The sequence below is a fragment of the Rhodococcus sp. NPDC006774 genome (assembly GCF_040636045.1).
Lineage (GTDB): Bacteria > Actinomycetota > Actinomycetes > Mycobacteriales > Mycobacteriaceae > Rhodococcoides.
Genome location: NZ_JBEYIW010000004.1, coordinates 109,480 through 128,946 on the forward strand (window position 1 = coordinate 109,480; position 19,467 = coordinate 128,946).

Consider the following 19,467-nt stretch of genomic DNA (forward strand, 5'->3'; position numbering starts at 1 on the left):
GGTCAGTGCTGCTGGCGAACGATGGGGAACAGGATCGTGTCACGAATGCTGAGGCCGGTCAGGTTCATGACGAGCCTGTCGACGCCGAGTCCCATTCCGCCGGTCGGCGGCATGCCGTACTCCAACGCCTCCAGGAAATCCTCGTCCACCTGCATCGCCTCCGCGTCCCCGGCCGCGGCCAGCAACGACTGGGTGACGAGACGCTCGCGCTGGTCGACCGGGTCCACCAATTCGGAGTACGCGGTGCCCTGCTCGGCACCGAAGATCACCAGGTCCCACTTCTCGGCGAGCCGTCCGTCGCCGCGGTGCGGCCTGGTGAGCGGAGCGTTCTCCTTCGGGAAGTCCGTGTAGAACACGGGCGTCGTAGTCTGCCCCTCGCAGAGCTCCTCGTAGATGCCTTCGAGCGCCGCTCCCCACGTCGGGTCCTCGACCAGCTCGGCACCGACCTTCTCGGCGTGGCGAAGCAGCTCCGCTTTGGGGGTATCGGCCGTGATCTCCTCACCGAGCGCCTCGGACACGGCCTGGCACATCGTCTTGACCGGCCAGTTGCCGGAGAGGTCGTACTCGACGATCTTGCCGTCACGGTCCGCACGCCGAGCGATCGGCTCACCATGGACGGCGATCGCAGCCTCCTGAATCAGCTGTTGCGTCAGCATGCGCATGGTGTTGTAGTCGCCGTAGGTCTCGTAGACCTCGAGGGACGTGAACTCGGGGTTGTGCTTGAAGTCCGCTCCTTCGTTACGGAACTGCCGACCCACCTCGAAGACCTTCTCCATCCCTCCGACCAGCAGCCGCTTGAGGTGAAGCTCCGTGGCGATACGCAGATAGAGATCCATGTCGTAGGCATTGATGTGCGTCTCGAAAGGACGTGCGTTCGCCCCACCGTGCACGGTCTGCAGAATGGGCGTCTCGACCTCGGTGAATCCCCGACTCTGCAGTGAGTCCCGAATACTGCGCACCACCGTCGCGCGCTGGTAGGCCACCGTTCGGGCTTCCGGTCGAACGATCAGGTCCACGTACCGCATGCGAATCCTGGCCTCGGGATCGATGAGGCCCTTGTGCTTGTCAGGAAGTGGGCGCAGAGACTTGCTGGTCATCATGACCGAGGTCGCCCGCACGCTCAGCTCTCCCTTGTGGGTGGTCACGACCTCACCCGTGATCCCGACCTGGTCACCAAGGTCCACGGAATGCTCCCAGAAGTGCAGGTCGCTCGCCCCCAGGTGCTGCACGTCGACCATGACCTGCAGGTCGCCGCTGCCGTCCCGCAAGGTGGCGAACGCGACGCTTCCCATGTCGCGCTTGAGTACGACCCGTCCGACGACGGAGACGACCGTGCCGGTCTCGGTGTCGACAGGCAGCTCGCCCGCCTCGTCCCTGACCTGCGCCAGCGTGTGAGTCCGTGGCGCTGTGGCCGGATAGGGGTCGACACCCTCCTCGCGGAGTCGGTCGAGCTTGAGCCGTCGCACCCGCATCTGATCCGGCAGACGGTCGATCGACAGGGCCTCGGCGACCACGTCCCGCGCCGGGGGAATCAGCGTCCGGACCTGCTCGGCGTACTCCTCGTGTCCAGTGGCGAGACCGTCGTCCCCGCGGCCTCGGCGGCGCAACAGGTTGATCGAGGGAACCGTCAGAAAGCCCTCTGCGCTACCGGCGGCTGTGCCCACTCGTGGCAGGTCGGAGGCGTACTCGTAGCCCATGTAGCGCGGCTGCCAGTCCGGTAGGTACTTCGCATTCGATCGGTACAACGACTCGAGCTGCCATGTCTTGCTCGCGAGCAGCAGGCCCTGCCGCCAGACCCGAGCGACCGGCCCTGCCCCGACCTGAGCACCACGCTCGAACGCTTCGCGGAACATCGCGAAGTTGAGCGAGACCGGGCCGACGCCGATGCGCGAGGCCTGCGCCGCGAGGGCGCCGACGAGGAACTCGACGAGTCCGTTGTCGGCCGTGGGGTCTCGACGCATCAGGTCCAGAGACAGACCGGTCCTGCCCCACGGGACGAAGCTCAGGAACCCTCGCAACCGTCCGGTCTCGTCGTTCGCCCGCACCAGGACGCAGTCGCCGTCGAGCGGATCCGCAAGTCGGCCCAGTGCCATCGAGAACCCACGCTCGTCGCCACCGTCTCCGCGCCAGTGCTCTGCTGCGTCCGCGAGCGCCTTGAAGTCATCGGCGCTCAGCGCCGAGTGCCGCAGAACAGTGGCGGTGTACCCACGCCGCTGCAGTCGATCGACCGACCGCCGCACCTCCTTCATCCCCGGGGCGTTCAACGAGAACGTCGCCATGTCCACGATCGCCTCGTCGCCGATGTCGAGCATCGTCAGGCCTGCTTCGGCGTAGGCCTCGGCTCCGCTGTGGCCAGCCCCCATCACCGCGAGGGACAGGCCCTGTTCACGAGACCACCGTCGCCAGGCCTCGATGGCTCCGGGCCAGTACTCTCTGGCGCCGACCGGGTTTCCGCTCGCCAGGCATACCGAACCGATCGCACGGTAGGAAATACCGGCGTGCGCCGTTCCGGCGTCGCCGGAGTCCCATACGACACCCTTGTCGCGACGCGTCGCGAAGTAGCCGAGCGAGTCCTCGTCACCGTGGTCCCGCAGCATTCCGCGCACGATGGCTTCGTCGATCGCCTCGGGAGTCGTGATCTTGCGCGGTGCACCGAAGAAAATTCCTGCGGCACCCATGACCACGACCGCCCCGACGAACCCCACGATGGCGCGTACCCAAATGGGCGCGCTGACTCCCGAGACGAGATCCGTTCCGGAACGCCCGACATCGGCGAACATCGTCGACAGGACGTATGTTGCGGCACTGCCGATGCCGTCGGCAGTGCCGAACGCCCGTACCAATACCGAGCCGAGCAGCAGCATCACGACGCCACCGCCGAGGAAGACCGCAAGGGCTCGGCGCAGGCTCCCCGGCACGCGACGAGCCACGAACTGTTCCCGTACCCGCCACGCCAGTACCACCAGCGCGAGGCTGACGAGCACTCCGAGGATGTTCGGCACCACGTGTTCGCCGTCGACGATGTTCCAGACCCGACCGATGCTCGGGATGACGAACCACCACGCGATCAGGAGCACGAGGGCAGGTCGAAGTCGTCGCCGTAGGGCCACGCCCATCACGTACAGCAGCGCGGCGTAGACGAGTCCCGGGTACACGGGCACCAGCAAGAGCGACACGATGTCGTCGTCCGCCGCGAAGTAGCGATACCACGGCGGTACCAGCGTGATCACCAGGACGAAGGTCGCGAAAAGAAAAGCAGCCGCGGCAAACAGGTCGGGCCAACGGTCGGGGGATGGCCGCTGAGGCTGGATTGCACCGCGTTCCTCTTTTTGCTCCACAGTCATGAAAGGGATACCTCCCGCGAACGAGCCGCCCCCTGGGCGGCAATTCTTTTCCGGACATGCCATTTGAAGATGCTCGCGCGGGCAAGGTTCCCCTGCACGTCGGCCGTCGGATCATGTTGGGCGACCGCCGAATCGAGCGTATCCGAATGTGGACGTCGTCATGATGCGGAAAGCGAAAAGATTCACAATGCCTGTTTTGCCGAACAATGTAAGCGGACTCCGATAATTGCACCGCGTTAAGCTGCGGTGCCGAAATGAAACCGCCAGAGCCGAACGGCGACAACCTGATTGCGAATGCGGCAGACTGTCCCTATGACCCTCGGTCTCACCACTGCTGTTGTCGCCGCCATTTGCTACGGAGTCGGGTCGATCCTGCAGGCAGCCGCGGCACGCGGCACAGCCCAGGTCGAGGGACTCGATCCGCGGTTGCTCGTCCGGCTCCTGAGATCGTGGAAGTATCTGCTCGGAGTGGGCCTCGACGGCCTCGGGTTCCTGCTCGGTCTCGTCGCCGTCCGTTCCCTCCCGCTGTTCGTCGTCCAGTCCATCGTGGCGAGCTTCCTCGCCATCACCGCCGTCCTGGGCGCGATCTTCCTGAAAATGCCCCTCTCGCGCCGAGACAAGGTGGGTATCGCGGTCGTCGTCATCGGCCTCGTCCTCGTCGGGTCCTCGGCGGCCGAGGACGCCGAGGTCGCCGTATCGGCGGCCGAGACCTGGGGGGTCCTCATCGCCACCGTCGTGCTCGTGGTGCTTGCCATCCCCGCAGGGCGGCTCAACGGTGCCGCAGGCGCGACGGCTATGGGTGCCGTGGCCGGCCTGGCTTTCGGGGCAACGGCAGTGGCAGCGCGGATGCTGCCCGACGACCTCGCGGCCATCCCCGCCAGCCCCGCCACCTGGGCGTTGGTGCTGGGCGGAGTGACCGCGCTTCTGACCTACTCGGTGGCACTGCAGCGTGGCACCGTGACGCAGGCGACGGCCCCCGTCGTCGTGGGCGAGACCATCGCGCCTGCGATCGTCGGTCTCACTCTGCTGGGCGATGCACCACGGCCGGGATGGGGAATCGTTGCTGCGATCGGTTTTGTCCTGGCTGTCGCCGGAGCGGTCAGCCTCGCTCGTCATGGTGAAATCGAGGAAGAGGCACCCACGACGTGAGCGCCTGCTGTCGGCCCCGCTCCGCGACCACCCCGAGGCAGACGATCCAGGCGCTGATGCCGACGATGTGAATGCGCTGGGACACACCCACAGCCGATGACGGCTCGGTGGCACTGTCGAAATACCCGAAGACGAGACTGGCGACCACTCCGACAATCCAGAAAGTCCACCACGCGAACCTTTTCAACCATCGAGGACCGGTGGTACGTGTCGCGAACCAGACCGCAGCGACACCGGTGAACAGTGCAACGTTGGAGAGCAGGCTTGCGCCATCGTGAATCTGCAACTGAAGCTGGTCGGACGGTGACGAACACGTGACGCTCGGGCCGCACGGGGCCGACACCACGGCGGCTGCGATTGCTCCGAGCGCAAAGACCACCGTCGCCCAGACAGCGACCTCACGCCACCACCCCGAGGGCAGCGCCGACCTCACCGGCGGCAGTAGCGCGACCACAAGCACGGCACACACGACGTCGGTGACGCGCAACAACTCTGCGTTCGGCTCCCCCGGGGCCTGCAATTCGCTGACGACCTCACCCAGGCCACGGAAGTCACGCAGCACCCAATCGATCAGGAAGTTGGCGTAGAGAAACGCGGCCACCAGACCGATCCCGATCAGGACTCGCGAACGAATGTCGGTCACGAGTCGATCCGATCACTTCGGCTGCGCCGACTCGACCATTCCCGCGAACGTGGACTCGAAAGCGCAAGCAGCACAAGGATACTCCCGCCGATGGCCGGAAGATCACCGATACCGAGCGGAGCCCGGTTCCCCAGAGTGGACGCAAAACCCACCAACGACGTCAGGGCACACGCGGACATCAGGCCGAGTCGGGCCCACTGATAGCCGGACATGACCCGCAGGGCGAGGAAGACATCGATCACCGTCAACGAGACAAGCACGGCCACCACCGTCCCTACGGTGACCGTGTTCGTCAGATCCACCACGTCGCGGCTTCCCAGCCGGACAAGCAGGTCCGGAGCCGTGAGCAGCAGCAGTGCCAGTGTGAGGTAGCAGGCTCCCCTGAGCAGTGCCAAGCTCGATCCGAGCATGATCATCGCGGGACGGCGGTCCCGGCTGTCTGTCGGGGCATCGTGCTGGATCGACGATGTCGTGACGGCGCTCAGATCGAGGATCGGCAGATCGCCGTCGGTGAGGATGCGATCGCCTCCCCCGTTCCGGGTGTGATAGCCCGAAGCAAAGCGCTCGAGCGTCCGCACCGTCACCGCCGGCGCAGCCTCCGTGAGGGTACCCACGACGAAGTCGCGTTCGACGTCGATGTCCTCCTCGATCTTGTGCGTCACCTGCAATGTGAAGAGCGACAGTCCTACTCGTCGGTCGTACGTCGCGGCACCCAGCCAGTGCACCGGGAAGCCACCCGGTAGCAACCATCCCGGCGGGCATCGCCACAGTCGCAGGTGGTGTCGCTTCGAAGGACTGCCTGCCACCTCGCGCTGATAGGCGAAATCCTGCTGTCGACCGAAGAGATACAACGGACTCACCGGTGCCTGCGGGTAACTGCGCCTCGACGCGATCCGACGCACCAGTCGCCACGAGGTGCCGAGGCCGAGATCGTCGGCGCGCGTCCACCCGGCGGCATCGAAAGCCTCTTGAATCTGTGCTTCGTCGCCCAGCAATCCGAGGTTGACGGGGTCGCCCAGCAGCCCATCGCTGGTGCGCGCGCGTCCGATGAAATAGTTCGGCACGTAGACGCTGGTGAGGATGCCATGCAGCCGAGGAAGTACGAGGTAGGTGACGAAGAGCCAGAAGACCACGAGCAGCGGTAGTTGCCAGCCACCGACCACGCCGTCGCGCAGCAGGACATAGGCCAACCAGATTGCCGCCACACCCGAATAGGCGAAAAACGCCCAATCCACGACACCGACGAGCGAGAGCTCACGATCCTGCGATCGGTCGATCGACATATACCGATTCTGCACGAAGCCCCACCACAAGTAAGACCGATTACTCGAATCGGCCCAAGACCCCAGCGGTGTGGTCAGTTCGCATACGCGCTGTCACACAACGGAACAGCCGGCCGACTCGTCGGCCCATCGTGACCAGCTTCGGTACGGGTGTCGGCGGCATCGACGACGAATGCGCCGGCGAGGTCACGTGAGCTTTCGATTGGGACCAACTGGTGAAGCGCCCACACAGGTCCCACGCGTTTGCCTCGAAGCGGGATGCTTGCCTGGCGCTCGCGATTCGCTTCGCGACGGCGGGCGAGATCTGCGGCCGACCGACATCACCGGACACCGCACGGACGACGGCAAGCTGTACCTGCGCACGATCGAGGACATGTGGCCCAACAGGATCGTCCGCTACTCGAGTCACTTCCGAATGAAGGCCCCGTCGGCGGTGTCCACGTTGAATAATGCTGTGGCGCAACGACGCTCGGTGAGGACGAACGCCCACTCGGATCGCGGTAGCCAATTCCGGTCCAGGAATTCGGTGCATGCTCTCTTGCGCAACGGATTACGAGGTTCCATGGGCCGGGTCGGGGCGTGTGGTGACAACGCCCTATGGAGTCCTACTTCGCTCTGCTGCAGAAAAACATCCTCGCCCCGGCGATGGTCGACCCGCGCGCCCGATGTGCCGCTCACCGCAGAGGTGGCCTACCGTCGAGTTCGAGACAATCAACCGGACCGCACACGCGGGCCGAATCATTCGACCCCACGAGGCAACCGACGTAGGGGCAGTCCCGAATGCGAGGAGTCGACGGTGAACTTTCCGAGCGGGACGAGGTGGGTCTTCTTCTGGTCGGGGCTGGCGTTGCTGTGGGCCGTTGTCTCGGTGACTCGAACTCAGGACGGTGAGTTTTCGGTCTGGTCATCGGTGGCTACTTGTTTGTTTGCTGCGGCAGCAATCCTGACCGGGCTTCGTACATTTCGCCGCAGGCAATGACGACGAGCACGGACTGATGAGCAGGTAGGGAGTTCGCTGCTGCATCGAGGGGCGGTCAATTCGATACCCTCGTCGACCAGAGTCCCGGCACAGTCGTTCCTCGAATGGCCTGAGCTGCCCGCTCTCGGTGTGATGCGCCGAGGGGGGTGGACGCCGCAGAGCGGGCATGATGAATTCTTCGAAAAGCATTTCGGTTCAACCACAGTGAGGGGTGGACCGCGGGGACGTCTCCATTATTGCGTTCACCGATCGCCTCGCGGTGTACGGTGACCGCGGGGATGGATACGGCTCGGGAAGAATGTCGGGGGATCATGACTCTGTTCGGTGTGCTCGATCGCGTATTGACTCGACGACTGCCTCTGCAGCCTCCGGACGATCCCCATGCCTCGATCCTTCCGACCCCGATCGACAACGACGCCTTCTTCCTCACCCCTCCCGGCATCGAAGACCTAGCACCCGGTGCGGTGATCCGGCAGCGCACGACCCGCGGTCTGGTGCCCCGGCCGCGAACCGCCCTGCATCAGTTCATGGTGCGATCGACCGACGCGCGGGGTCTCCCCGCCGGTGTCACCGCCTCGCTGCTGATCCCGAGGCGGCCGTGGACCGGGCGCGGACCGCGGCCCGTCGTCGCCCACAACGTGGCCATCGATTCCCTCGGAGCCAAGAGCACGCCGTCGTACCGGCTCGTGCACGGTGTCGGTGCCGATCTCCCGCCGGTGATGCCGCTCTGGCTCGCTCGCGGATATGCCGTCCTCGTCGCCGATCACCAGGGCCCGCGGATGTCGTACTCCGAAGGCACGATGGCCGGGCATGCCGTCCTGGACTCGCTACGCGGGATGACGGTCGTCGCCCCGGAGCTCGCCGACAGCCCAGTGGTGGCCTACGGCTACAGCGGCGGCGCGATCGCCACCACGTGGACGGCGCAACTGCAGCCGAGGTACGCGCCGGACGTGAGGTTGGTGGGTGCCGTCGCCGGCGGAACGCCCACCGACTTCTCGATGCTGTTGGACACCATGAACGGCACCGTCGCGGCCGGCCTGCTGGGCGCGGCGAGCATGGGTCTCGCGCGTGAGCACCCCGAGATGGTGGAGTTGTTCGGCCCAAAGGCGCTGCTGTTGGCGTCGTGGGTGAAGGACATGTCCGTCCTCCCCCTGGCTTTGGGCGGGTTGGCACGCATGCGAATCGAGGATTTCGCGTCCGAGCCCGACCCGTTCGACTCCGACATCGCGCGGCGGGTGATCGCCGCGAACCGTCCGGGCGCCGACGCGCCGACGGTGCCGGTCGCGCTCTTCCATGGTTCCGCGAGCAAGTGGATCGGCGATCGCTTCATCCCCGAGGCCGGCGTGTCTGCCCTGATCGAGCAGTGGCGCAGCAAGGGGGCCGACGTGCATTACGAGCCCGTGGCAGGCGATCACTTCATCGGTGCCATGACTGGACTGCCATTCGTGTTGCGTTGGACTGCACAGCAATTCGCGGTGAACGGTTCGGGTTAACTCACCGAAGCGATATAGCGCTGTGACCAGAGAAAATACGGTGCCCCCAGTCGGACTCGAACCGACACTGTGCGGATTTCAAGTCCCTAGAAGTGGATCCAGCTTGCACATAGCCAACTGACAGCACCGCGATGTGCGACGAACTCGACGTTGGTCTCGGGCCACCCACCCGATGGTCACACTGCCAGGACATGACATCTGTCATGGCCCGCTCATGATGTTGTCAGCAGATCCGATGTTTGTGTGCACTGTTGTGTGCCGGTCGCCGAGACGACAGTAGGGGATGCACAGAGCGAATCGAAGCATCGACGAGGAGGGCACCATGAACACGCCGGAATCGACATCGGACGACAACAACGCGACGCAGACAGTTTCCGGTGGCAAGGCCACTGAAAAGGTCAATGCCACAGAGCTTCTGCTCGACGGCTTCGGCGGAACCAGTGGAATGATCTACACCGCCATTCCAGTCGTGGCATTCGTAACCGCCAATGCTCTGGTGGCCCTTCCGATCGCCGTCGGCGTCGCGATCGCCATCGCACTGACGATCACTGTCCTTCGGGTCAAGCGAGGCGAGCCGATCGCGCAGGCCAGTGGCGGACTGCTGGGCGTCGTCGTTGCGGGCGGTATCGCCGCCTGGACGGGGTCGGCGGGCGGCTACTTCCTCATCGGCATCTGGCTGAGCCTGGCCGGAGCGGCGTTGATGCTGGTCTCGATACTCGCTCGACGACCATTGACCGGGCTGCTGTGGAATGCGCTGCACGGCAACGAGTACGCCTGGCGATCCAATCGCTCGGTCGCCCGCGCCCACTACATCGCGACGGCGACATTCGCGGTGTTGTTCGGTGCCCGTTACTTCGTTCAGGACTGGTTGTACGACACCGACGCCACCGGTTGGCTCGCGTTTGCCCGGATCGCAATGGGCACCCCGTTGCTCGCAGTGGCAGTGCTCGTCACTGTCTGGGCCTTCCGTCGCTCCACAGCGCAGTTGGTTCACTCGAACCAAACTTAGGACCTGCCGGACGCAGTCGACCCTTGACTATGCCGTTAGGTCACAGTCGACACTGATTCCGACCTGACCGAACAGGAGGAGAGCGTCATGGGCTGGAGCACTCGGCAGATCGCCGACCTCGCCGGCACCACCCTGAAGTCGGTGCGGCACTACCACAATGTCGGACTACTCGATGAGCCCGAGCGCGCCTCGAACGGCTACAAGCAGTACGGCGTCACGCATCTCGTACGGCTGATGCAGATCAAACGCCTCACCGAACTGGGATTCTCGTTGGCCGACATCGCTGCTCAGGGTGACGGGCGCGACCATCCGGAACAGGCACTGCGCACTCTGGATGCAGAACTCGGCGCGACGATCGAGCGCCTGCAGCGAGCACGGATGGAGATCGCGATCCTTCTCCACGAATCCCTTCCGACCGATCTACCTCCCGAACTCGGTTCTGCTGCAGCAGATCTGACAACGGCAGACCGGCAGTTCATCACCTTTGCCAGCACGGTACTGAGCCCGACGGCCCTAGATGCCTACGGCGACCTACTGCGGTCCACTCCCCAGCTGCCCACAGACCCAGAGTTCGACGACCTACCGGCCGACGCCAGCAGCGCCACCACCAGGGATCTGGCGGAACGGATGGCCCCGCATGTTCGTCAGCTGGCGGCTCGTTTCCCGGACTTGTTCGCCGACACCGACACCGACGGCGACAGACAACGGGTGACTCGCGCACTCGCCGTTGCCGTGGAAGACCTGTACAACCCCGCCCAGCGCGAGGTGCTGCGACAGGTGGCGGCACTCAACGCCGCCGATTCCGAATAGAACGTCAAAACAATGCAATTCGACAGGAGTCGACCAATCATGCCCCTATTCGACAACAGGAGAGCGAAACTCTTCGCTGCAGCGTCGGCGTCGATACTGCTGGTCGGTGCCTGCAGCCAATCGCCGCCGGAACCGGACGCAGACTCCGAGCCGTCGGCCGACTTGCAGCAGTTCTACGACCAAAGTGTGGCATTCGAGCCGTGTGAAGGGTACGGCACCACCACGACCGACAATCAACTGTTCGCCAGCGATCCCAGGTTCGAATGCGCCCGCGTGGACGTGCCACTCGACTACGAGAACCCCGATGGGCGCACTGCGCAGATCGCGCTGCTGAAAGCTCCCGCACGCGGAGAGAAAGTGGGCTCGCTCCTGCTCAACTCCGGCGGACCGGGCGGTGCCGGAATGAGCATGGCGGCCTCAGGTGCGACGTCTTCATGGGCGCAGAGCGCGCTGACCGAACGATTCGACCTGATCGGATTCGATCCCCGCGGTGTCGGTGCATCCACCCCGGCCATCGATTGCTTCACCGATGAGGAAAACGAGGCAGGGCAGGCCCACACCACGGTCCTCACCGGCTCGAGAACCCTCACCGAGGACGGTGCACGGCAGCTGGTGAGCCGATGCGCCGAACGATCAGGAGGCGACGATGTGCTCGAACACGTCGGTACCCGCGACGCAGCCCGCGACATGGACATTCTCCGGGCCGTGCTCGGCGACGACACCCTGAGCTACCTCGGCCAGAGCTATGGAACACGACTCGGCGCGGTCTACGCCGAGATGTTCCCGGAGAACGTGCGCGCGATGGTCCTCGACGGCGGAATCGACCCGGCGCAGGGCACCGCAGACCGCAGGATCTACCAGTACACCAACTTCCAGAAGGCATTCGACGACATGGCGGCGGCGTGCGCGAGCGCCCCGGACTGCCCGTTGGGCGCTGATCCGAGCCAGGCTGTCGAAAATTTCCAACAGATCATCAGACCGCTGATCGACAATCCGATCGTCACCCCCGATGGCCGCATCATGGACTTCGACGCCGCCTACGGTGCCGTGATCGCGGGCCTCTACGACTCCTCGGCATGGCCGGTCATCACCGAGGGTATTGCCGAACTGCAAGCAGGACAGGCCGATACCCTCCTGAAGATCAACGATATCTTCGGTGGACGCGACGCCGACGGCACCGTCCCGAACTTCTCCGAGGCGCTGTACGCGATCAATTGCGTGGACGAGCAGCGCAACACCGCAGAGCAAGAAGTGGACCTCAAGCGGCAGATCCAGGAGATAGCACCGTTCACCGACGCAGGCCTCGGACCGGAGGGCGCACGTGACCCATGCGAATTCTGGCCTGCAGAGCCGACTCTCGACATCCCGTACGCCACCGACGTCGACGGACTACCCGACACTCTGACCATCTCCGTGACCGGAGACCCGTCCACACCGTACGAGGGAGGCGTCAACTTGGCGAACACCTTGGGCGGCTCGCTTCTTCCCGTCGACGGCGAGCAACACACCGTGGCGTTCGGCGCAACGAGCCCCTGCGTCAACGACATAGTCGCCAGCTACCTCGTCGATCTCCAATCCCCACCGGCCGACGCCCGCTGCGCTTTGTAACAGCTGAACGAAAGGACGAATCATGACTGCACCTCCACTGATCTCGGTCGAGGACTTCTTCGGCCCACCCGTTCGCTCCGGCGCCAGTATTTCACCGGACGGCAACGCGATGGCGTTTCTCGCGCCGTGGAAGAACCGTCTGAACGTGTGGATCGAGGACCTCGCGCCCGGCAGCGAACCACGTTGCGTCACTGCGGACGAGACTCGTAGTGTGCACGATTTCAGGTGGACGGACGACCCCCGCTGGCTGCTGTATCTGCAGGATACGGGCGGTGACGAGAACACCCACGTGTTCCGCGTCGATCTGGACGACCCCGATGCCGTAGCAGTAGATCTCACGCCGTTCCCCGGTTCCCGCGCGGTGTCCATCGAACCCGTGCGGGGCGGGGCCGGGCTGTACACCGTCCTGATCAACGCCAGGAACCTCGGCGAGTTCGATCTGTACGAAATCGAGATCGCCACAGGTGAACTGACGATGATCAGGCAGAGCCCCGGCGTCGGCCGGTATCCGATGCTCGGTGCCGACGGCGAGGTGTTCGTCGTCGCGATGACCACGGACGGCACCATCGACATCACGCGGATGGACGAGTCCGGTGCAGAGCGCACGGTGGCGTCGTTCGACGGCACCGACTACCCGATGGGTATCAGTCCGATGCAGATCACCGCGGACGGTACCGGCATGTGGCTCGGTTCCAATCGAGGGCGCGACTTGGCCCATCTGATTCGCCTCGATCTGGAGACCGGCGAGGAGACGATCGTCGACAGTCACCCGACGCTCGAACTCGACGGTGTGCGACGAGCCGTCGAGCAGACCTCGTCACCGCTGATCTGCGACTGTGCAACCGGCGAGCTCATCGGTGTTCGCTACCTCGGCGAACGCCAGGTGATCCACGCACTGGAACCGGGTTTCGCAGAGATCCTGAAGAATCTGGAGCAACTGTTCGACGGTGACATCGGAGCACTGTCCTCCGATGACACCGGTCAGAAGTGGATCGTCAGCTTCGTCCACGACCGCGATCCGTCCGTCACCTACTACTACGATCACGCCACCGGATCGAGTCGCCGACTGTTTCGCCCCTACCCACATCTCGATCCCGAGGACATGGCCCCGATGGTGCCGGTGAACATCCAGGCGCGTGACGGTCTGACTCTGCCGTCGTATCTGACGCTTCCGGTGGGCGTCGAACCCGACAGTCTGCCGATGGTTCTCGTGGTGCACGGCGGCCCCTGGTACCGGGATTCGTGGACCTTCGATCCCATCGCGCAAATGCTGGCGAACCGCGGATATGCAGTGCTGCAGGTCAACTTCCGCGGGTCCGTCGGATACGGCACCGCGCACACGAACGCCGGGGTCGGTGAATTCGCAGGCGCGATGCACGACGATCTGATCGATGCGGTGAACTGGGCGGTCGAAGCGGGATACGCCGATCGCGAGCGAGTGGCGATCATGGGTGGTTCCTACGGCGGCTATGCGGCGCTGGTGGGCGCATCGTTCACGCCCGACACGTTTGCCGCGGTGATCGACTGCGTCGGCATCTCCGACCTGTCGAACTTCATGCGGACCCAACCTGCCTTCATCGGTCCGGGAATCATCAACAGCTGGCACCGCTTCGTCGGTGACCCCGCTGATCCCGATCAGCTGGCCGACATGCTCGCACGATCGCCCATCTCCAAGCTCGATGCGATACGAGCGCCCCTCCTGATTGCGCAGGGGGCCAACGATCCTCGGGTCGTCAAGGCAGAATCGGACAATGTCGTCGAGCGCCTGACCTCGCGTGGCGTCGACGTCGACTACCTCGTGTTCGACGACGAGGGCCACGGATTCGTCAACCCGGAGAACAGTATTCGCTACTACCGCGAGGTGGAAGAATTTCTCGCCCAGCACCTCGGCGGCCGTAGTCTGCAATGATCGGAAGCACAGTGGATGTCGATGCGATTCGACAGGATGTGACACCGGGCAATCGAACTCGAGCTCGTCGTCGAAGTCAGTTCGAGTCGACCTTCGGCATGGGTGCACCGGTGTGAAAAAGCATCGAAATGACTTGGTGCAGAACGTCTGTTTCCGAGCGAATTCGAGCAGCGTCGGTCGGGAGGGCTCGTGCTACTGAGAGCCCGTCCAGTACAACGTTGAGATAGGCGGCGCGCTGGGTGTTGTCACCCGGCGGCAGGGCACCTTCTTTGTCGAGGACGTCCAGCCAGTGTTCTATGTGCCGGAGTCCGGCCGCGCTGAAAGCGAGATACGTGTCGATGGCATCGGCGTTGAGCTCCGCGCTGAGGTAGGTGCCCAATGTCCGTCGCCACGTATCTCGGGCTTGCTCACCGGTCCCGGTGGCCGACAGTACCTGCTGCATACACGCCAACAGTCGCTCCTCGGCAGGCACAGTGGCGTCTTCGATGACATTTTTGTTCGCCACCAGCCCGGTGATTCCCGCGGCGACTTCGTCCATCAACGCTTGCTGCGTGGGAAAGAAATGACGCAGCGATCCGGTACTGACCCCTGCTCGCGCGGCGACCGCTCGGACGCTGAGCCGGGCTCCCGGATCCTCGGACACCATTATCGCGGCTGCGATCAGAATCCGATCCCTGGTGCTGGGTTCGCTTTCGCGAGTCTCCACATTGTCCGACACCCCCCAACCCTAATACAGCGTGATACCTTCAGGTTTACTATCACGCTGTACTAGTAGAGATCGAGGATCGCGCAGATGGGAATCAGGCAATGGCGCTACCGTCGCATTCGCGCCGGGTCGGGTGAGCCGCTCCCCCGCTACCGCTGGTGGCAGATGTTCGGCAGATCGCTCCGATCCATATCGCTGTCCGCACACGACGGCACGACATCGGTCTACGCAGTCGATGTTCGCCACATGGGCGACGCGAAGGACGGTGAGGTGCGCGCCCGCCTCTACGTCGACGGCGCACAGCAGTCGTACGCAAAAATGCCGACCCGCTTCCCCGTCCCCGGTGGGCACATCGAGGCCGCGGCTACCGGATTCGGGCTCAAGCGCTGCCATTACGTGCGTGAGGACGGCACCGAACAGCAGCTGTCTCCCGATCCCGCATCCGCAGAGGGACGCCGCGCTCGGCTGCACCACCGGCACCCCTGTCCCAGTCGCGTCATCGGTCTCATCTCGATCCTGCTCGTCATCGGCGGCCTCTGCGTGGAGGTGCCGCAGATCATCGCATCCCTCTCGCTCATTCCCCCCATCGCCGACTCGATCGGAACATTCACCTCACCCATCCGACTGCCGCTCCACGTCAACCTGCTCATCGGATTCGCCGCTGTCATCGGGAGCACCGAACGAGCTCTACGAATGCGATCGAGCTGGATCGACGAACTCGCCAGCTGAACCCCACCGAAGGAACACCACCATGACCCGCACGACTCCCACAGATTTACGATCGAAGGACGACGAACGACGGCGACGGCCGAAGCCGGTGATGGCGGCGGCTGCCGCTGCTGCGTTGGCGCTCCTGCTCGCCGGATGCTCCGGTGCAGCACCGAATGATGACGACAGCGCGAACAGGGTCGGCCTCGAACGGTTCATGGAGCAGGAGCTCGCATTCGGGGCGTGCGATGCCAGCGTCGTGGACTCCCAGCCGCCCGTTCCCGAGATCGTCGAGGCGGCAGAGAAGGCGAAGTGCGCGATGCTCACGGTGCCGATGAATTACGAGGACCTCGACGGCACGACCATCGAAATCGCCGTCGCGCGCATTTCCGCCACCGGCGACAACCCGATCGGCTCCGTCCTGCTGAACCCGGGCGGTCCCGGAGCGGCGGGGACTACGCTCGCTCCACTCGTCGATGCCCTGTGGACGGGAGGTCCCATCCCCGAACGCTTCGACATCGTCGGCTTCGATCCGCGCGGAGTCGGTCTCAGCACACCGGCAATCGACTGCTACTCCGATGAGGAGCGCGACGCCGACGCACCCCTGTCGGCTCTCGGCGAGTGGACCGAAGAATCCGCGCGCGCCGTCGTCGACAAATGCGCCGACGGCTCCGGAAGCACAGAGGTACTCGCCCATCTCGGGACACGGGATGTCGCTCGCGACATGGATGTGCTCCGCTCCGCACTCGGCGACGACAAACTGACTTTTGCGGGAGTCAGCTATGGCACTCGACTCGGCTCGGTGTACGCCGAGATGTTCCCCGAGAATGTCCGTGCTCTCGTTCTCGACGGCGCGGTGGATCCGCTCATGGACACCGCGGATCGCAGGATTCAGCTCAGCGAAGGACTGCAGGCCTCGTTCCAGCGTTTCGCCGACTTCTGCGTGACTCAGGCCGCGTGCCCGCTCGGAACCGACCCGGCGCTGGCGACCGCTGCAGCCCAGGAGCTCCTCCAGCCTCTCGACAAAAAACCGCTGGTGGCCGCCGACGGACGAGAGTTCGGCTTCCTCGCCGCCAGCGAAGGAATCGTCTCCGGCCTCTACTCCGAAGCCAGCTGGCCCACCATCATCGCGGGGCTGACGGAGCTCGAAGCCGGACGACCCGACGCTCTGCTCGCGATTCGCGACGGGTACTACGGCCGATCCGACAATGGGGAGTACACCAACTCTTTCGAAGCGCTCTTCGCCATCAACTGCCTCGACGAAGAACGGTTCACCGAAGAAGAGATGACCCAGCTCGGCCACGATCTCAACCAGGCAGTGCCGTTCCTCGACCCCGGATCCACTCCCCCTGCGCAGGACGGGTGCGAGTTCTGGCCGGCCGAGCCCACACTCGGATACCCCTACGCCACCGACATCGCCGGGCTTCCCGAGGTGATCGTGGTCTCTGCCACCGGGGACCCCGTGACACCTCACGAAGGAGGCATCAGCCTGGCCGACACCCTCGGGGCGCGGTTGCTCACGGTCGAAGCCAACCAGCACGGAACGATCATCTCCGCCAACTCCTGCGTCGACGAAGCGATCGCCGACTACCTGATCGACCTCGAACTGCCGGATGAAGGTGCACGCTGCACCATCTGAGCCTGCTGAGCCATCGAGCGGGCCCCGATCCGCTCGATGGCCAAGCCGTCCCGGCGCTCGATCATGAGCTACCGCAATCACATCGGCATGGAACGCCGCGCGCCTCGGCTCGCGTCACGGATCATCCTCGCTGGGTTCGTGCTTACCGTGGCGGGAACAGTTGCAAATTTTCGATGAGTGAAGATGAGAAGCCGCGGGTGTCGAGCATGTTGAACAGGTCAGCCAGGTCCAGTTGTGACAGCCTCGTGACACCGAGCCACACGCGAAGAAAACGGTCCGCCAGGAAACTAGGCCTGAGCTGCACGAATACGAAGTTTGGCCGATGGAGGGTGTCAATAATACGCGGATCTGAAATCCGCTGTCTCGGTTGTCCACTCAAATCCGTGGTAGTCCACCGAGTTCCACGCCACCACCCGAAAAGCATTGTCCTGGGCCGAAAATTTGGATTCAATGGACTCCGGTGCCCCCAGACGGACTCGAACCGACAGTGTGCGGATTTCAAGTCCCTGGAAGTGGATCCGCATGAACTTCAATGGACCTGATATTTGTTTATTTGCAACGTTTTTCGTGCATCGCCGTCCGGACGAGTCCATGCTCGATCGGACCGACTTGTGACACTCCCGTGACGCCGAACTGCCGCCGATTCTCCGACACCGGACAGTAATGATAGGTGTCGGACAGCCACGGTAGTGGCTGGACGGAGAGTGTCGTGACGCACCGAGCCTCTGTGCGGACTCGTGACGACGGGACTCCGTGTCGCGAACCCATACCGCCCTGAAGTCAGTCGAAGAATGCCGGCCAATGCGCGTCGGTCAGTGCGGGTAGCGCTGCAGAATCGCTCGGGCGGCTTGAGTGACGGTGGCTCGGTCGAAGGTCTGTACGAAGTCGAAGGTGCGGTCCAGATCGGGTCCGTTGTCGTGGCGGTCGCGTGCCGACAATAGTGCTGCGTGGTGAGGACCGAGGGTGATGACGGTCCATTCCTGGACCAATGGGTCGTCGAGGTCGAGCGGGGCGTGTCGGACTTTGCCTTCGATGACGGCGGGTAGGCCCACCCCGTAGACCCCGGCGAAGCCGATGGTTTCTGCCAGGTGTTGCCACCGCGCGGAGGTGGTGGGTGTGAAGTGTTGTGCGCGTTGGAAAGTGCCGAGTGCGATCATCGATGATCCGGACGCTGCGGCGTGCGCTTCGAGGGATTTGCTCATCTGAATCAGCAGCTTTTTCGTTCCCCGGCGGGCCGTGGCGTGTGCCGAAGCGATGGCGTACGGGGTGTCCGAGCCGGTCGTCGGTGTCGTCCACACCGGGTCGGCGGGCATGGGAACGACGGGCTCGTCGAGTAGTTCGGCGGGGTCTTCGACCGCTGGGAACAGTCGCCCCGTTCCGTATGTGGCTCCGATGGTGATCGCGGCCATGCGGGTGGCTTCGGTATCGACACCTTCGGCAACGATCACCGCGTGCGAGCGTTCGATGTAGGCGACGAGAGCGTGTGTGGTGGATCCGACGTCGTGTCCGGTCTCGGTGAGCAGATCGGGTGCGGTGATGATGATGTCGGGTTCGATCAACGGCAGCAATGTCGCAGCGTGGGGGTGGTCTCCGACACCGTCGAGTGCGATGAGCTTTCCGCTGGTCCGCGCGGACGCTATCGCAGCCATGGCTCGGTGAGGATCGGCGAGAACTGCGGAGGCGTCGATGGTGACGATGACGCGTTCGAGCGTCGTCGATGTGCGTTCTGGATCGGTGTCGTCGAGGGCGCGCCGTGATTGCGCATCGAGGGTCAGCAGCAGCGGCAGATGTTCGGCGAGGGTGCGTGCGGGTGCGGTGCTCGCCAGAATCGTCTTGTGTAGGTCGAATTCGGGTCGTTGCTGCATCAGGTGTGCGGCGCGACGGAGCGCCTGCGCGGAATCGAGTGCCGAACCGGCGGGGCCTTTAAGCTGTAGCTCGGCCCCGGCGAGGGCGTCGTCGTCGAGTCGTCGGATGGGCGCGAACTGCATGGTGACGACCAGTCCTATCGAGTCCGAGAACGAGGGGGACGGTGAGTGCGTGGTCTCGGTGTCGTGGTGTGTTGCCATGCTAATTCCTCCCCGGCCGCGCGAGGTCGCCCTGGCCTTCGTCGAAGAACCACCCGGAATGCGAAGAGTGGTTCTATGCGAGTGCCGGCGACTCGACACAGGGCCGACGATACCGCGAGAG

Annotated in this window: 13 protein-coding genes and 1 pseudogene; 9 read left to right on the top strand and 5 right to left on the bottom strand. The window is 64.3% G+C overall.

Translation table 11 applies throughout. The annotated features are described in order from the left end of the window. Nucleotides 1-2: 2 nt before the first annotated feature. Complete coding sequence (gene lysX / locus ABZ677_RS07845; protein WP_358368069.1) at nucleotides 3-3,344, bottom strand: bifunctional lysylphosphatidylglycerol synthetase/lysine--tRNA ligase LysX; 3,342 nt, start codon at nucleotides 3,342-3,344, stop codon at nucleotides 3-5. A gap of 312 nt (nucleotides 3,345-3,656) precedes the next feature. On the opposite strand from lysX, the gene ABZ677_RS07850 reads away from it, so the two are divergent. Next, a complete protein-coding gene (locus ABZ677_RS07850) occupies nucleotides 3,657-4,493 on the top strand; it encodes a hypothetical protein (protein WP_358368071.1) in 837 nt (278 codons plus the stop codon). Here ABZ677_RS07850 and ABZ677_RS07855 read toward each other — a convergent pair. Continuing rightward, nucleotides 4,444-5,136 (bottom strand): DUF998 domain-containing protein, encoded by a 693-nt coding sequence (locus tag ABZ677_RS07855; RefSeq protein WP_358368074.1) that lies wholly within the window; start codon nucleotides 5,134-5,136, stop codon nucleotides 4,444-4,446. The two genes, ABZ677_RS07850 and ABZ677_RS07855, sit on opposite strands and share 50 nt — an antisense overlap. Beyond that, nucleotides 5,133-6,419: an LssY C-terminal domain-containing protein gene (locus ABZ677_RS07860; RefSeq protein WP_358368077.1), complete on the bottom strand. Its 1,287-nt coding sequence runs from the start codon at nucleotides 6,417-6,419 to the stop codon at nucleotides 5,133-5,135. Before ABZ677_RS07860 ends, ABZ677_RS07855 begins: the two co-directional genes overlap by 4 nt. A gap of 313 nt (nucleotides 6,420-6,732) precedes the next feature. On the opposite strand from ABZ677_RS07860, the pseudogene ABZ677_RS07865 reads away from it, so the two are divergent. From ABZ677_RS07865 to ABZ677_RS07890, 6 genes and pseudogenes are all read left to right on the top strand, one after another. Continuing rightward, a pseudogene (locus ABZ677_RS07865) lies at nucleotides 6,733-7,055 on the top strand (DDE-type integrase/transposase/recombinase); the annotation flags it as partial. Nucleotides 7,056-7,709: 654 nt separating this feature from the next. Beyond that, nucleotides 7,710-8,891 carry a lipase family protein gene (locus ABZ677_RS07870; RefSeq protein WP_358368080.1) on the top strand — a complete coding sequence of 394 codons (1,182 nt, stop codon included), beginning with the start codon at nucleotides 7,710-7,712 and terminating at the stop codon, nucleotides 8,889-8,891. A 322-nt stretch (nucleotides 8,892-9,213) separates the two neighbouring features. Further along, nucleotides 9,214-9,900, top strand: a complete 687-nt coding sequence (locus tag ABZ677_RS07875) for a DUF3159 domain-containing protein (RefSeq protein ID WP_358368083.1) — start codon at nucleotides 9,214-9,216, stop codon at nucleotides 9,898-9,900. 87 nt (nucleotides 9,901-9,987) lie between these two features. Continuing rightward, nucleotides 9,988-10,710: a MerR family transcriptional regulator gene (locus ABZ677_RS07880; RefSeq protein WP_358368086.1), complete on the top strand. Its 723-nt coding sequence runs from the start codon at nucleotides 9,988-9,990 to the stop codon at nucleotides 10,708-10,710. 39 nt (nucleotides 10,711-10,749) lie between these two features. Further along, complete coding sequence (locus ABZ677_RS07885) at nucleotides 10,750-12,318, top strand: alpha/beta hydrolase (RefSeq protein ID WP_358368089.1); 1,569 nt, start codon at nucleotides 10,750-10,752, stop codon at nucleotides 12,316-12,318. Between the two features lie 22 nt (nucleotides 12,319-12,340). Then, nucleotides 12,341-14,227, top strand: coding sequence for a S9 family peptidase (locus ABZ677_RS07890; protein ID WP_358368092.1), 1,887 nt, complete (start codon nucleotides 12,341-12,343; stop codon nucleotides 14,225-14,227). 76 nt (nucleotides 14,228-14,303) lie between these two features. Here the strand turns inward: ABZ677_RS07890 and ABZ677_RS07895 are convergent, their stop codons facing one another. Then, nucleotides 14,304-14,945 (bottom strand): TetR/AcrR family transcriptional regulator, encoded by a 642-nt coding sequence (locus ABZ677_RS07895; protein ID WP_230592565.1) that lies wholly within the window; start codon nucleotides 14,943-14,945, stop codon nucleotides 14,304-14,306. 75 nt (nucleotides 14,946-15,020) lie between these two features. On the opposite strand from ABZ677_RS07895, the gene ABZ677_RS07900 reads away from it, so the two are divergent. Beyond that, nucleotides 15,021-15,662 carry a hypothetical protein gene (locus tag ABZ677_RS07900; protein ID WP_358368095.1) on the top strand — a complete coding sequence of 214 codons (642 nt, stop codon included), beginning with the start codon at nucleotides 15,021-15,023 and terminating at the stop codon, nucleotides 15,660-15,662. 22 nt (nucleotides 15,663-15,684) lie between these two features. Then, nucleotides 15,685-17,280, top strand: a complete 1,596-nt coding sequence (locus tag ABZ677_RS07905) for an alpha/beta hydrolase (protein ID WP_358368098.1) — start codon at nucleotides 15,685-15,687, stop codon at nucleotides 17,278-17,280. Nucleotides 17,281-18,092: 812 nt separating this feature from the next. On the opposite strand, the gene ABZ677_RS07910 is transcribed toward ABZ677_RS07905, so the two are convergent. After that, nucleotides 18,093-19,346, bottom strand: a complete 1,254-nt coding sequence (locus tag ABZ677_RS07910) for an EAL domain-containing protein (protein ID WP_358368101.1) — start codon at nucleotides 19,344-19,346, stop codon at nucleotides 18,093-18,095. Nucleotides 19,347-19,467 lie beyond the last annotated feature (121 nt).